13 protein-coding genes and 1 riboswitch are annotated in these 14,661 nt (G+C 69.7%); of the genes, 5 read left to right on the plus strand and 8 right to left on the minus strand.

All coding sequences use genetic code 11. From position 1 onward, the window contains the following. Positions 1–80: 80 nt before the first annotated feature. From ACQPXS_RS30185 to ACQPXS_RS30200, 4 genes are all read left to right on the plus strand, one after another. Positions 81–1,088: a tetratricopeptide repeat protein gene (locus ACQPXS_RS30185; RefSeq protein WP_433452395.1), complete on the plus strand. Its 1,008-nt coding sequence runs from the start codon at positions 81–83 to the stop codon at positions 1,086–1,088. 73 nt (positions 1,089–1,161) lie between these two features. After that, positions 1,162–1,812: a peptide deformylase gene (gene def / locus ACQPXS_RS30190; protein ID WP_351799520.1), complete on the plus strand. Its 651-nt coding sequence runs from the start codon at positions 1,162–1,164 to the stop codon at positions 1,810–1,812. Between the two features lie 290 nt (positions 1,813–2,102). Then, entirely contained in the window at positions 2,103–3,188 is a 1,086-nt protein-coding gene (gene cyc1, locus ACQPXS_RS30195; RefSeq protein ID WP_433452397.1) for an epi-isozizaene synthase, read from the plus strand. After that, complete coding sequence (locus tag ACQPXS_RS30200) at positions 3,185–4,567, plus strand: cytochrome P450 (RefSeq protein ID WP_433452398.1); 1,383 nt, start codon at positions 3,185–3,187, stop codon at positions 4,565–4,567. Before cyc1 ends, ACQPXS_RS30200 begins: the two co-directional genes overlap by 4 nt. A 36-nt stretch (positions 4,568–4,603) precedes the next feature. On the opposite strand, the gene ACQPXS_RS30205 is transcribed toward ACQPXS_RS30200, so the two are convergent. The 8 genes from ACQPXS_RS30205 to nagB all read right to left on the minus strand — a co-directional run bounded on the left by ACQPXS_RS30205 (position 4,604) and on the right by nagB (position 13,824). Beyond that, on the minus strand, positions 4,604–5,566 hold the full coding sequence (locus ACQPXS_RS30205; RefSeq protein WP_433452399.1) for a GlxA family transcriptional regulator: 963 nt from the start codon (positions 5,564–5,566) through the stop codon (positions 4,604–4,606). A gap of 257 nt (positions 5,567–5,823) precedes the next feature. Further along, positions 5,824–6,837 carry a ribonucleotide-diphosphate reductase subunit beta gene (locus ACQPXS_RS30210; protein WP_433452400.1) on the minus strand — a complete coding sequence of 338 codons (1,014 nt, stop codon included), beginning with the start codon at positions 6,835–6,837 and terminating at the stop codon, positions 5,824–5,826. After that, complete coding sequence (locus ACQPXS_RS30215) at positions 6,837–9,212, minus strand: ribonucleoside-diphosphate reductase subunit alpha (protein WP_433452402.1); 2,376 nt, start codon at positions 9,210–9,212, stop codon at positions 6,837–6,839. Before ACQPXS_RS30215 ends, ACQPXS_RS30210 begins: the two co-directional genes overlap by 1 nt. 126 nt (positions 9,213–9,338) lie before the next feature. Continuing rightward, a riboswitch (cobalamin riboswitch) is annotated at positions 9,339–9,463 on the minus strand. Positions 9,464–9,515: 52 nt separating this feature from the next. Further along, positions 9,516–10,022: a GNAT family N-acetyltransferase gene (locus ACQPXS_RS30220; protein WP_433452403.1), complete on the minus strand. Its 507-nt coding sequence runs from the start codon at positions 10,020–10,022 to the stop codon at positions 9,516–9,518. Between the two features lie 74 nt (positions 10,023–10,096). After that, positions 10,097–11,725 carry a monocarboxylate uptake permease MctP gene (gene mctP / locus ACQPXS_RS30225; protein ID WP_356312909.1) on the minus strand — a complete coding sequence of 543 codons (1,629 nt, stop codon included), beginning with the start codon at positions 11,723–11,725 and terminating at the stop codon, positions 10,097–10,099. Next, entirely contained in the window at positions 11,722–11,985 is a 264-nt protein-coding gene (locus ACQPXS_RS30230; RefSeq protein ID WP_351799540.1) for a DUF3311 domain-containing protein, read from the minus strand. Before ACQPXS_RS30230 ends, mctP begins: the two co-directional genes overlap by 4 nt. A 123-nt stretch (positions 11,986–12,108) precedes the next feature. Next, positions 12,109–12,873 (minus strand): GntR family transcriptional regulator, encoded by a 765-nt coding sequence (locus ACQPXS_RS30235; protein ID WP_351799543.1) that lies wholly within the window; start codon positions 12,871–12,873, stop codon positions 12,109–12,111. Positions 12,874–13,038: 165 nt separating this feature from the next. Beyond that, positions 13,039–13,824 carry a glucosamine-6-phosphate deaminase gene (gene nagB / locus ACQPXS_RS30240; RefSeq protein ID WP_433452405.1) on the minus strand — a complete coding sequence of 262 codons (786 nt, stop codon included), beginning with the start codon at positions 13,822–13,824 and terminating at the stop codon, positions 13,039–13,041. A 144-nt stretch (positions 13,825–13,968) separates the two neighbouring features. Here nagB and ACQPXS_RS30245 point away from each other — a divergent pair, with 144 nt between their 5' ends. Then, positions 13,969–14,598, plus strand: coding sequence for a TetR/AcrR family transcriptional regulator (locus ACQPXS_RS30245; protein ID WP_433452407.1), 630 nt, complete (start codon positions 13,969–13,971; stop codon positions 14,596–14,598). Positions 14,599–14,661 lie beyond the last annotated feature (63 nt).

Genomic DNA, 14,661 nt, shown 5'->3' on the forward strand with positions numbered 1-14,661 from the left:
CGTGGTTGGATGCGAGGGAGAGGGTGTCCGGGGGCACAAGCCAGCCCACTGAGCGGAACTGGAACTGGCAGGCGGGAATCGTGAGGATCTTCGGCAAGGGACGGCACCGGCCCTCCGCCTCCTGGCGGCAGGCCACCGACCGCGCGTTCACGCTGATCGGCGACGGCCGGTACGAGGACGCGGGCGAGCTGCTGACACGGGCCGCCGATCTGGAGCCCTGGCTGTCGGAGTCCTGGTTCAACCTCGCCCTGCTGCACAAGTTCCGGCACGACTGGGAGCAGGCCCGCGCGGCCGGTCTGCGGGCGGTCGCGCTGCTGGACCGGGAGGCCGGGGCGCCCGACTGGTGGAACGTCGGCATCGCCGCCACCGCCCTGCAGGACTGGCCGCTGGCCCGCCGAGCCTGGCAGGCGTACGGGCTGAAGGTGCCTGGGGGCAGCGCCCGGCCGAAGGCTGGGGGAGGGGCCACCGTGGCCGGGGAACCGGTCGGCATGGAGCTGGGCAGCGCGGCGGTACGGCTCTCCCCGGAGGGCGAGGCCGAGGTCGTGTGGGGCCGCAGGCTGGACCCGGCGCGGATCGAGGTGCTGTCCATCCCGCTTCCCTCGTCCGGGCGACGCTGGGGCGAGGTCGTGCTGCACGACGGGGTTCCGCACGGCGAGCGCACCACGTCCACCGGGCACGCGTACCCGGTCTTCGACGAGATCGAGCTGTGGGCGCCGTCACCCGTGCCGACCTGGGTCGTGCTGCTGGAGGCGGCCACGGAGGCGGATCGGGACGCGCTGGAGCAGCTCGCCGCGGACGCCGGCTTCGCGGCGGAGGACTGGTCCTCCTCGGTGCGGCTGCTGTGCCGGATGTGCTCGGAGTCGCGGATGCCGTCGGACGAGGGCGAGGGCGAACATCTGGACCCGCACGACCACAGTGAGCCCGGTCATCCCGGGCCGCTGGGGCATCGCACGGACGGGCAGCTGTGGGTGCCGGAGCGGGAGTGCGGGGTGGCCGCGCCGGCTTCGCTGGTGCGCGGGCTGCTGGACGGGTGGGTCGCCGACAGCCCGGACTCGCGGGACTGGCGGGACCTGGAAGAGGTTTGCTGAGCCGCCGACGACCTGCCGCCTTTAGGCTGTACCCGAGACTTTTTCCCAGGTTGCAGGAAGGCGTACGTCGGTCATGGCGCAGCAGGACACCGATCAGCAGCACGCGGGCGTGCTCCCCGTCGACGACGAGGGATACGTCGTCGACACGGAGGACTGCGAGGAGCGCGAGAAGGCCTGGCGGGAGCGCGGGACCTCGCGGCCGATCACGGTCGTCGGCAACCCGGTGCTGCACAAGGAGTGCAAGGACGTCACCGAGTTCGGCGAGGAGCTGCAGCAGCTCGTCGCCGACATGTTCGCCAGCCAGCGCACCGCCGAGGGCGTGGGCCTGGCCGCCAACCAGATCGGTGTCGACCTGAAGGTCTTCGTCTACGACTGCCCGGACGACGAGGGCGTCCGGCACGTCGGCGTGGTCTGCAACCCCAAGCTCGTCGAGCTGCCCGCCGAGCAGCGCCGCCTGGACGACAGCAACGAGGGCTGTCTGTCCGTGCCGACGGCGTACGCACCGCTCGCCCGGCCCGACTACGCCGAGGTGACCGGCCAGGACGAGCGCGGCAACCCGGTCAAGGTCCGCGGCACCGGCTACTTCGCACGGTGTTTGCAGCACGAGACCGACCACCTCTACGGCTACCTGTACATCGACCGGCTGTCCAAGCGGGACCGCAAGGACGCGCTGCGGCAGATGGCCGAGAACGAGCCACGTTATCCGGTGGTCGCCAACGACTAGCCGAGGCCGGGGACTTGGGGCGTCCGGCCGGGATCACTCCCGGTCGGGCGCCCTTCCCATGCCCGGACTCGCTCGTCCGTGCGTCGTACAACCGATCCCTTCTGCCCGCCTAGTGATCCTTAATCGGTCACACAAGGGGGGATTCTCGGCACCGTGGGGTGGTGAATGGAGCAAATCCGTTCCCATGACGGTCAGTTGTGGTGCTGAATGTAAGTGCGGGGATACGCAACGGCGCACGCCCGGTACGACAGGAGGGGTGTGCGCTCCTGGCGGCGGAGAGGGGTTTGTACGTGCATGCTTTCCCACGCGGCACCACAGCGACGCCGATGGCGGTCGTAGTACCACCCTCACTGGCACTCCCGGTGATCGAGTCCGCCTTTCCTCGGCAACTGCACCCGTATTGGCCGCGACTCCAGGAGAAGACACGGCTCTGGCTGCTGGAAAAACGGCTCATGCCGGCGGACAAGGTGCGGGAATATGCCGATGGACTGTGCTACACCGACCTCATGGCGGGCTACTACCTCGGTGCCCCCGACGAGGTCCTGCAGGCCATCGCCGACTACAGCGCATGGTTCTTCGTCTGGGACGACCGCCACGACCGATACGTCGTCCACGGCCGGGCCGACGACTGGCGGCGCCTCAGGCACCGTCTCCACACGGCCCTCGACGCGCCCCGGCACCATCTGCACCACCCGGATCCGCTGGTCGCGGGGTTCGCGGACAGCGTGCTGCGACTGTACGGCTTCCTGTCGCGCACCTGGAACCAGCGGTTCGCCCGGCACTTCCACGCGGTGATCGAGGCCTACGACCGCGAGTACCGCAACCGCACCGAGGCATACATACCCGGCGTCGAGGAATACCTCGCCCTGCGCCGGCACACCTTCGCGCACCGGATATGGACGGACCTGCTGGAGCCGAGCGCCGGGTGTGAACTCCCGGATTCCGTAAGGAAAAACCCGGCCTATCGCCGGGCCGCGCTGCTCAGTCAGGAATTCGCCGCCTGGTACAACGATCTGTGCTCCCTCCCGAAGGAAATAGCAGGCGACGAGGTCCACAATCTCGGCATCAGTCTCATCACCCATGAGGGGTTGACTCTCGAGGAATCGGTGGACGAAGTCAGGCGGCGCGTCGAGGAATGCATCAGTGAATTCCTCCAAGTCGAGCAGGACGCCCTGCGTTTCGCCGACGGCCTCGCCGACGACACGGTCCGCGGAAAGGAACTGAGCGCCGCGGTGCGCGCCTGCGTCGGCAATATGCGGAACTGGTTCAGCTCCGTCTACTGGTTCCACCACGAGTCCGGCCGGTACATGGTCGACACCTGGGACGACCGGTCCACGCCCCCGTACGTCACGAACGAAACGGCAGGTGAGAAATGACCGTCGAGTCTGTGCGGCCCGAAACCCCCGAGGCCACCACCGGCACCACCGAACTGCGTGAACCGCCCCTGGCCGGGGGCGCCGTGCCGGGCCTCGGGCACGGCCTGAAACTGGTCCGCGACCCGCTCGCGTTCATGTCCCGGCTCCGCGACCACGGCGACGTCGTACGCCTCAGGCTCGGCCCCAAGACCGTGTACGCCGTCACCACCCCGGAACTCACCGGCGCACTCGCGCTCAACCCCGACTTCAAGATCGACGGGCCCCTGTGGGAGTCCCTCGAGGGGCTGCTCGGCAAGGAGGGCGTGGCCACCGCCAACGGCCCCCGGCACCGGCGTCAGCGGCGCACCATCCAGCCCGCGTTCCGGCTCGACGCGATCCCCGGCTACGGGCCGATCATGGAGGAGGAGGCGCACGCGCTGACCGAGCGCTGGCGGCCCGGCGAGACCGTCGACTGCACCTCCGAGTCCTTCCGGGTGGCCGTCCGCATCGCCGCCCGCTGCCTGCTGCGCGGCGAGTACATGGACGAGCGCGCCGAGCGGCTCAGCGTCGACCTCGCCACCGTCTTCCGCGGCATGTACCGGCGGATGGTCATCCCGCTCGGGCCGCTGTACCGGCTGCCGTTCCCGGCCAACCGCGAATTCAACCGGGCGCTGGCCGATTTGCATCTGCTGGTCGACGAGATCGTCGCCGAGCGGAGGGCATCTGGTCAAAAGCCGGACGATTTGCTGACGGCATTGCTGGAGGCGAAGGACGACAATGGGGAACCCATCGGGGAACAGGAGATCCACGACCAGGTCGTCGCGATACTCACCCCCGGCAGCGAAACAGTGGCGTCCACGATCATGTGGCTGCTCCAGGTCCTCGCGGAACACCCGGAACACGCCGAGAAGGTACGGACCGAGGTCGAATCCGTGACCGGTGGTCGACCGGTCGGATTCGAACACGTCCGCTCACTGCGGCACACCAACAATGTCGTCGTCGAGGCCATGCGGCTCCGGCCCGCCGTATGGATATTGACGCGGCGAGCGGTGACCGACACCGCGCTCGGCGCATATCGCATTCCGGCCGGGGCGGACATCGTCTACAGCCCCTACGCGATCCAGCGCGACGCCCGCTCCTACGACCGCCACCTCGACTTCGACCCCGACCGCTGGCTGCCGGAGCGGGCCAAGGACGTGCCGAAGTACGCCATGAGCCCCTTCAGCGTCGGCAACCGCAAGTGCCCCAGCGACCACTTCTCCATGACCCAGCTGAGCCTGATCACCGCGGCGATCTCGGCGAAGTACCGCTTCGAGCAGGTCGCGGGGTCGAACGACACCACCCGCGTGGGCATCACGCTCCGCCCGCACAACCTGCTGCTGAGGCCGCTGCCTTGGTAGGAGGGTCAGGGTAGGACACCTGGTACCGGCGCGCGCTCAGGCGGCCTCAGGGCCCCGGAACGCGCGCCGGTAGGCGTTCGGGGTGGTGCCGAGCGCCCGGACGAACTGGTGCCGCAGCGCCGCCGCCGTACCGAACCCGGTCCGCCAGGCGATCGCGTCCATGGTCTCGTCGGTCCCCTCCAGCAACTCCTGTGCGCGCAGCACCCGTTGCCGCAGGATCCACCGGTAGGGAGTGGTCCCGGTCTCCTGCTGGAAGCGGCGCGCGAAGGTGCGCGGCGCCATGTGGGCACGGGCGGCGAGCTGCTCGACGGTCACCTCCTGCTCGAGGTGCTCCTCCATCCACACCAGCACCTCGCCGACGGTGTCGCACGGCCCCTTCGGCAGCGGCCGCTCGATGTACTGCGCCTGCCCGCCGTCCCGGTGCGGCGGTACGACCATCCGGCGGGCGATCTTGTTGGCGACCTCGGGTCCCTGCTCCTTGCGCACCAGGTGCAGACAGGCGTCGATCCCGGCGGCGGTGCCGGCCGAGGTGATCACGGGGTCCTCGTCGACGTAGAGCACGTCCGGCTCCACGGTCAGCCGCGGATACTGGCGGGCCAGCTCCGCCGCGTGGTGCCAGTGCACGGCACAGCGCCGGCCGTCCAGCAGCCCGGCGGCGGCGAGCACGAAGACGCCCGAGCAGACGCTGAGCACCCGGGCACCGCGGTCCACCCCGCGGCGCAGGGCGTCGAGCAGCTCCGGCGGGAACGCGCGCGCGTCGTAGCGGGCCCCGGCCGGTACGGCGATCAGATCGGCCTCCTCCAGGCGCTCCAGGCCGTGCTCGACCTGCAGCGTGAACCCCGCGTTCGAGCGCAGCACCGGGCCCTCGGCCGAGGCGACCGCGAAGTCGTACACCGGCAGACCCTCGTCACTGCGGTCGATGCCGAAGACCTCGCAGACGACGGCCATCTCGAAGGGGTTCACGCCGTCCAGCAGCACGGCGGCCACGTTCTGCAGCATGCTGCCAGTGTGCCTCGCCGGTGGCAGTAAATCGAGGGTGTACGGCAGTCCTGCCACTCCCGGTAAGGAGCATTCGGCGTGACAGTGGTGTCCATGAACGTGACACAGACAGAAGGACTGCTCGGAATGATCGCCGTGATCGGGATCCTGGGCCTCCTGGTCCTCCCGGCGGTGATCGGCATCGCGCACGACAAGATCATCGACCGCCAGATCAGGAGGGCCCAGGAGGCCCGGGGTGATCGGGGTGAAAGGAGGGATCAGAAGTCCTCGTCCAGGTCGACGGTGCCCTCCACCGCCACCTGGTACGCCGACGGGCGGCGCTCGAAGAAGTTCGTCAGCTCCTGAACGCCCTGCAGCTCCATGAAGGAGAACGGGTTCTGCGAGCCGTACACGGGGGCGAAGCCGAGGCGGACGAGGCGCTGGTCGGCGACGCACTCCAGGTACTGCCGCATCGACTCGGTGTTCATGCCCGGCAGGCCGTCGCCGCACAGGTCCCGCGCGAACTGCAGCTCGGCCTCGACGGCCTCCCTGAGCATGTCGGTGACCTGCTGCCCGAGCTCGTCGTCGAACAGGTCCGGCTCCTCCTTGCGGACGGTGTCGACCACGTCGAACGCGAAGCTCATGTGCATGGTCTCGTCGCGGAACACCCAGTTGGTGCCGGTGGCGAGGCCGTGCAGCAGGCCCCGGCTGCGGAACCAGTAGACGTACGCGAAGGCGCCGTAGAAGAACAGGCCCTCGATGCACGCGGCGAAGCAGATCAGGTTGAGCAGGAACCGACGGCGGTCGGCCCTGGTCTCCAGCCGCTCGAGCTTCTCGACCTCGTTGATCCACTTGAAGCAGAACCCGGCCTTCTCCCGGATGGAGGGGATGTTCTCCACCGCGGCGAAGGCGGCCGCGCGGTCGTCCGGGTCGGGGAGGTAGGTGTCCAGGAGCGTCAGGTAGAACTGGACGTGCACGGCCTCCTCGAAGAGCTGACGGCTCAAGTAGAGCCGGGCCTCGGGGGAGTTGATGTGCTTGTACAGCGTCAGCACCAGGTTGTTGGCGACGATCGAGTCACCGGTCGCGAAGAAGGCGACCAGACGGCCGATGAGGTGCTGCTCCTCGGGCGTCAGCTTCGCGAGGTCGGCGACGTCCGAGTGGAGGTCGACCTCCTCCACGGTCCAGGTGTTCTTGATCGCGTCCCGGTAGCGCTCGTAGAAGTCGGGGTAGCGCATGGGGCGCAGGGTCAGCTCGAAGCCCGGGTCGAGAAGGTTCTGGGGACGGTTGGACATTACTGGCAGGCCTCGCAGGACTCGGGGTTTTCCAGGGAGCAGGCGACGGCGTCGGGGTCGGCGGCCTGCTGGACGGGGATGGGGGTCTTGGTCTGCGCCTGGCCCTGGGCGGCGCGGGCGATGCGGGTCGCCGGGCGGGAGCGCAGGTAGTACGTCGTCTTCAGGCCCGACTTCCAGGCGTACGCGTACATCGAGGAGAGCTTGCCGATGGTCGGCGTCTCCATGAACAGGTTCAGGGACTGGGCCTGGTCCAGGAACGGGGTGCGGGCCGCCGCCATGTCGATCAGCCCGCGCTGCGGGATCTCCCAGACCGTTCGGTACAGCGCCCGCACCTCGGCCGGGATCCACGCGAAGTCCTGCACCGAGCCGCCCGAGTCGCGCAGCGCCTCACGGGTGCGGGCGTCCCAGACGCCCAGCTCCTTCAGGTCCTGCACCAGATAGGAGTTGACCTGGAGGAACTCGCCGGACAGCGTCTCGCGCTTGAACAGGTTCGACACCTGCGGCTCGATGCACTCGTACACGCCCGCGATGGAGGCGATGGTGGCGGTGGGCGCGATGGCCAGCAGCAGGGAGTTGCGCAGGCCGACCTCGGCGATACGGCCGCGCAGGGCCGCCCAGCGCTCCGGCCAGGCCAGCTCGACGCCGTAGTGGTCGGGGTGCAGCACGCCCCGGGCCGTACGGGTCTTCTCCCAGGCCGGCAGCGGGCCGTTGCGCTCGGCCAGGTCGGCGGAGGCCTCGTACGCGGTGAGCATGATCCGCTCGGCGATCCGCGTGGACAGGGCCTTGGCCTCCGCTGAGTCGAAGGGCAGGCGCAGCTTGAAGAAGACGTCCTGCAGACCCATCGCGCCGAGGCCGACGGGACGCCACTTGGCGTTCGACCGCCCCGCCTGCTCGGTCGGGTAGAAGTTGATGTCGACCACGCGGTCGAGGAAGGTGACGGCGGTGCGGACGGTGTCGTCCAGTCGCTGCCAGTCGAGGTCCTCGGTCGCCATGTCGACGAACGCACCCAGGTTGACGGACCCCAGGTTGCAGACCGCGGTCTCCCCGTCGTCCGTGACCTCCAGGATCTCCGTGCAGAGGTTGGAGGAGTGGACGACGTGCCCCGGCAGGGCCGTCTGGTTGGCGGTGCGGTTGGCCGCGTCCTTGAAGGTCATCCAGCCGTTGCCGGTCTGCGCGAGGGTGCGCATCATCCGGCCGTACAGCTCGCGGGCCGGCATGGTCTTCTTCGCCAGGCCCGCCGCCTCGGCCTTGCGGTAGGCGGCGTCGAACTCCTCGCCCCACAGGTCCACCAGCTCCGGCACGTCCGACGGGGAGAACAGCGACCACTGCCCGTCGGCGTTGACCCGGCGCATGAACTCGTCCGGGACCCAGTGCGCGAGGTTCAGGTTGTGCGTACGGCGGGCGTCCTCACCGGTGTTGTCCCGCAGCTCCAGGAACTCCTCGATGTCGGAGTGCCAGGTCTCCAGGTAGACGGCCGCGGCGCCCTTGCGCCGGCCGCCCTGGTTCACGGCGGCCACCGAGGCGTCCAGGGTCTTCAGGAACGGCACGATGCCGTTGGAGTGCCCGTTGGTGCCGCGGATCAGCGAACCGCGGCTGCGGATCCGGGAGTACGACAGACCGATGCCGCCGGCGTGCTTGGAGAGCCGGGCCACCTGGTGGTAGCGGTCGTAGATGGAGTCCAGCTCGTCCAGCGGGGAGTCGAGGAGGTAGCAGGACGACATCTGCGGGTGCCGCGTACCGGAGTTGAAGAGCGTGGGGGAGGAGGGGAGGTAGTCGAGCCGGCTCATGAGCCGGTAGAGCGCTGCCACTTCGTCCACCGACCGGGTGGTGTCGTCCTCGGCCAGGCCGCTCGCGACCCGCAGCATGAAGTGCTGGGGCGTCTCGATGACCCTGCGGGTGATCGGGTGCCGGAGCAGGTAACGGCTGTGCAGGGTGCGCAGGCCGAAGTAGCCGAAGCGGTCGTCGGCCCCGCGGTCGATCAGCGCGTCGAGCCGCTCGGCGTGCAGCCGCACGAACTCCGCGGTGCGGTCGGCGATGAGTCCCTCGCGGTGCCCCACGGCCACGGACTCGGTGAAGCAGGTCACGCCCTGCGAGGCGGCCTCGGCGCGGATGGAGAGGGTCAGCAGCCGGGCGGCCAGCCGGGAGTAGGCGGGGTCCTCGGAGATGAGCCCGGCGGCGGCCTCGGTGGCCAGCTCGCGCAACTCCGACTCGTCCGCGCGCGCCGACCGGCCGCGCAGCGCGGCGGCGGCGACCCGGCCGGGGTCGGCGTCGGGGAGGTCGGCGGTCAGCTCGGTCAGGGTCCGCAGCAACGCGGTACCGGGACCGTCGGTCTCCAGGCCGCTGGCTGAAGCCGGATCTGCTGGCGCGATGGTCACGTGGGGCTCTCCCTCGCTCGGCACGGGGGCCTTGCGGAGGGCAGGGGGCAGCCACGAGCGCACACGGCGTCGCGTCCACCGGCCCATCCCACGAGGCCCGGACGTCTGAAGGTCACCCGAACCGGACGGCCGGGTGCGCTGTCGGCAGGTCCTCGGACTGACTCCTGGGCGCAGACGCGCACAAGTACACCGTTGCGGGACAGTTCCGGATTCGCACCGGATTCCCCTGCGGCGACAGCGAGCATGAGCATACATCTAGTGCCGGGCTGTCGTGTCACCCCCAGATGTTGTGTCGTGGCGGTGTCAGAGCGTCAACTCATAGGTGAGCAGAGTGATGTCGTCCAGCTCGGGCAGCGGATTCCAGTCCCGCTCGGGTGTGCGAACGAAACCCAGCCGTTCGTAGATGCGGTGGGCGGCGTGCATGGTGCGCTGGGTCGACAGGACGACGGCCCGGCAGCCCGCGGTGGCCCGTGCGCGGTCGATGCAGGCCCGGACGAGGGCCTCGCCGGCGCCCTGGCCGCGGCCGGCTCTGGCGACGGCCAGCATGCGGATCTCGGCCTCTCCGGGCCGCGCGATGTCGGCCATGGGACCGGGGGAGGGCACGAAGGTGACGCCGCCGAGGAGGGTGTCGTCCCGGGTGGCCACGAGTACGTCGGCCGCGGCCGCTCGCTTGGCCACGTCCTTGAGTTCGCCGAGGTACGCGTCGCTCTCGCCGAAGTCCAGGAGCCCGTCCTGGAGGTACGCCTGGGCGGTGATCTCGCCGAGGGTGTCGTACTCGGCGGGGGCTGCGGGGCGGATCCGGATGTCCATGGCACCGAGTCTGCCCGAGGGGTACGACAACGGGCCGCCGGATTTCCTCCGGCGGCCCGTCGTACGGCAGTCGCTCAGTGACCGGCGCCCGCGGTGGCCGGCGGCAGCTCCACCTGGACCCCCGGGTCGCCCGCGTCCGCCGTGTAGTCCTCCGGCTTGGTCTCGTCGGCGCCCTCGGGGGCCTTCACGGCCTTGAGGACGAAGGTGAGGACCACGGTGACCACGACGTTGAGGACGAAGGCCGTGAGGCCGATGTAGCCGATCTCGCCGATGCCGGGGATCTCCTTCGCCGAGCCGCCGAAGTGCTTCTGCGTCGGGGAGGCGACGCCGTACGCGGCGACCGTGCCGTACACCATGCCGACCGCCCAGCCGGCGAGCAGGGCCCAGCGGTGGAACCAGCGGGTGAACAGCCCGCCGACCAGGGCCGGGAAGGTCTGCAGGATCCAGATGCCGCCCAGCAGCTGGAAGTTGATCGCCACTGTCTTGTCCATCGTCAGCACGAAGACCAGCGCGCCGACCTTCACCAGCAGCGAGACGACCTTGGAGACCTGGGCCTCCTGCTTCGGCGTCGCGTCCGGCTTGATGAAGTCCTTGTAGATGTTGCGGGTGAAGAGGTTCGCCGCCGCGATCGACATGATCGCCGCGGGGACCAGGGCGCCGATGCCGATCGCCGCGAAGGCCACGCCCGCGAACCAGTCAGGGAACATGTTCTCGAACAGCTGCGGGATGGCCAGCTGGCCGTTGGTGACCTTGACCCCGGCCGCGATCGCCATGAAGCCCAGCAGGGCCAGCAGGCCGAGCATCAGGGAGTACAGCGGCAGGATGGTGGTGTTGCGGCGGATCACCTCACGGCTCTTGGAGGACAGGGTCGCGGTGATCGAGTGCGGGTACATGAAGAGCGCGAGCGCGGAGCCCAGGGCCAGGGTCGCGTACGTCCACTGGCCGGCCTCCGGAGGCGCGAGCGCGCCGCGCGGCTTGCCCGTCGCCGGGTTGACCTGGCTGAAGGCGTGGCCCGCCTTGGCGAAGATGTCGTCGAAGCCGCCCAGCTTGATCGGGATGTAGATGATCGCCACCGCGATGACGATGTAGATCAGCGTGTCCTTGACGAACGCGATCAGGGCGGGGGCGCGCAGGCCGGACGAGTAGGTGTACGCCGCGAGCACGCCGAACGCGATCAGCAGGGGCAGGTCCCGCACGAACCAGTTGGTGCTGCCGTCCCCGCCGACGCCCATCACGTCCAGCACCGCCTGGATGCCGACGAGCTGGAGCGCGATGTACGGCATCGTCGCCAGGATGCCGGTCAGCGCCACCGCCAGCGACAGGCCCTTGGAGCCGAAGCGGCCCCGGACGAAGTCGGAGGTGGTGACGTACCCGTGGCGGTGCGAGACCGACCACAGGCGCGGCAGGAACGTGAAGATCAGCGGGTAGACCAGGATCGTGTACGGCACCGCGAAGAAGCCGGCCGCGCCCGCCGCGTAGATCGCCGCCGGTACGGCGACGAAGGTGTACGCCGTGTACAGGTCGCCGCCGAGCAGGAACCATGTGATCCAGGTGCCGAACGACCGTCCGCCCAGACCCCACTCGTCCAGGGAGTGCTCGTTCTCGGCCCTGCGCCAGCGGGCGGCGAGGAAGCCCACGACCGTGACGGCCAGGAAGAAGAAGATGAAGACGCCGAGCGCGACGCCGTTGACGCCGTCCTTCACTTCACCTCACCGCCCTTCTGGGAGGCGCGGCCGCGCTGGTCGCGCTGCCACAGCTTGTACGCGGTCATCGTGAGCGCGGTGGAGATCAGTACCCAGGCCATCTGGTACCAGTAGAAGAACGGGATCCCGATGAAGGCGGGGTCCGTCTTGGCGTAGGAACCGACCCAGAGCATCGCCACGAAGGGCGCGAATAGACACAGGCCGATGACCACGCGTACCGGTGTCACCACCGGTGGTTTCACTTCAGGCGTTTCGGACATGGCACGGCTCCGTCCCCTCGCTGATCACCTGTGTAATGCGCAGGCAATGTAGGTGACGGTGCCATGGAAGCGGAAGACCTCGTCCGGATCTCGGTATATCGATTCAGCGACGGTCCGCGGGTCCTACTCGACCGGCCGCTTCAGCCGCGCGACGAACTTGTACCGGTCGCCCCGGTACACCGAGCGCACCCACTCCACCGGCTTGCCCTCGTGGTCCAGGGAGTGGCGGGAGAGCATCAGCATCGGCAGGCCCACGTCGGTGCCGAGCAGGCCCGCCTCGCGCGGGGTGGCCAGCGAGGTCTCGATGGTCTCCTCGGCCTCGGCGAGGTGGACGTCGTAGACCTCGGCGAGGGCGGTGTAGAGGGACGTGTACTTCACCAGGGAGCGGCGCAGGGCCGGGAAGCGCTTGGCGCTCAGGTGGGTGGTCTCGATGGCCATCGGCTCGCCGTTGGCCATGCGCAGCCGCTCGATGCGCAGCACCCGTCCGCCGGCGGCGATGTCGAGCAGCCCGGCGAGCCGGTCGTCGGCGGTGATGTACCCGATGTCCAGCAGCTGCGAGGTCGGCTCCAGGCCCTGGGCGCGCATGTCCTCGGTGTAGGAGGTGAGCTGGAGCGCCTGGGACACCTTGGGCTTGGCCACGAAGGTGCCCTTGCCCTGGATGCGCTCCAGGCGCCCCTCGACCACCAACTCCTGCAGGGCCTGGCGGACGGTGGTGCGGGAGGTGTCGAACTCGGCCGCCAGCGTGCGCTCGGGCGGGACCGGCGTGCCCGGCGCCTGGGTCTCCGTCATGTCGAGCAGGTGCTTCTTCAGGCGGTAGTACTTGGGCACGCGCGCCGTACGGACGGTGGTGCCGGCCTCGTTCTCCGCACTGCTGACGTCGGTGCTCATGCTCTGCCTTCCCGGCTCCGGATGCCGAAAGCGACCGACATCCCATCGGCCACGGCTCACATCGTGGCACGGGTTCCTCTGTCAGGACTCCACCCGCACGCTCCGTGATCCCCTCTATATACAGTGGTGACCAAGGCTGGTCTAGTCCATAGGGGCGAGCCGGCGTCAGATCCCCTGCCAGTCCGGCTTGCCCGCGTAGGTGTGCCGGAAGTAGTCGGCCAGCTTCAGCTTGGACGCGGCCGCCTCGTCGACGACCACCGTGGCGTGCGGGTGCAGCTGGAGCGCGGAGGCCGGGCAGACGGCCGCGACCGGGCCCTCGACGGTCGCGGCGACGGCGTCCGCCTTGCCCTCGCCGGTCGCCAGCAGCACCAGGTGCCGTGCCTCCAGGATGGTGCCGATGCCCTGGGTGATGACGTGGTGCGGCACCTGCGCGATGTCGCCGTCGAAGAAGCGGGCGTTGTCGACGCGGGTCTGCTCGGTCAGCGTCTTGATCCGGGTGCGCGAGGCGAGGGACGAACAGGGCTCGTTGAAGCCGATGTGCCCGTCGGTGCCGATCCCGAGCAGCTGCAGGTCCACCCCGCCGGCCTCGGCGAGCGCACGGTCGTACGCCGCGCAGGCCGCCCGGACGTCCTCTGCGGTGCCGTCGGGTCCGAGGAACTTGTCCATGCCGATGCCGAGCGGCTCCAGGACCTCCCGGCGCAGCACCGAGCGGTAGGACTCGGGGTGGTCGGCGGGCAGCCCCACGTACTCGTCGAGCTGGGCGATGCGCGCCCGCGAGGTGTCCACGGCGCCGGAGCGCACCTTCGCGGTGAGCGCCTGGTAGATGGGCAGCGGGGTGGAGCCGGTGGCCACGCCGAGCAGGGCGTCGGGCTTGCGTCGCAGCAGCTGCGCCATGGCCTCGGCGATCAGCTCGCCGCCCGCCGCGGCGTCCGGAACGATGACAACTTCCACGCTGGGCCTGCCGTTCTGAAGTGGGCTCTGGACGTCTATGTGGTTTAGACCAATCTAACAGAACCGGGTCCCCGGGGGAGTGCGCCCGCCCTGTGGTTCCGCGGGCCCCGCACTTCTCCAAGGGCCGCTATAAAGTGCCCTCCCATGGTGAGCGGTCAGGACACGAGCACACGGGCCGGAGCCTCCAGATCGCGGGGCCGCCCGCGCTCCTTCGATCGTGCCACCGCCCTGGAGAAGGCGCTCATGGCCTTCTGGGAGCACGGCTACGAGGCCACCTCGGTCGCCGACCTCACCCACATCATGGGCATCGGCACTCCCAGCCTGTACGCGGCCTTCGGTGACAAGCGGTCGCTGTTCGAGGAGGTCGTGCGGCTCTACACCGCCACCCACGGCGCCTTCGGCGAGCGCGCCCTCGCCGAGGAGCCCACCGCCCGCGCCGCCGTCGCGCGCATGCTGCGCGAGGCCGCCGCCGCGTACACCGACCCCGCCCACCCCTACGGCTGCCTGGTCGTGCACGCCGCCACCAACTGCACCAGCCCCGAGGTGGCGCGGCTGCTGCGCGATCGGCGCAACGCGGACATCGCCGCCTTCGAGTCGCGGATCCGGGCGGACGTCGCGGCGGGGCGGCTCCCGGCCGGCACCGACGCCGCCGCCCTCGCCCGGCACACCGGCGCCATGGTCCAGGGCATGTCCCAGCAGGCCCGCGACGGAGCGAGCCGTGGGGAACTGGAAGCGCTCGCGGAAATTGCCCTGTCCATCTGGCCCCAAGGGTGACCTGCGCGGGCTAGTCTGCATGGCATCGGGTGCCATCACTTCCGTGCACGGGGTGCACCGGTC

Source organism: Streptomyces sp. CA-142005 (genome assembly GCF_050942335.1).
Lineage (GTDB): Bacteria > Actinomycetota > Actinomycetes > Streptomycetales > Streptomycetaceae > Streptomyces.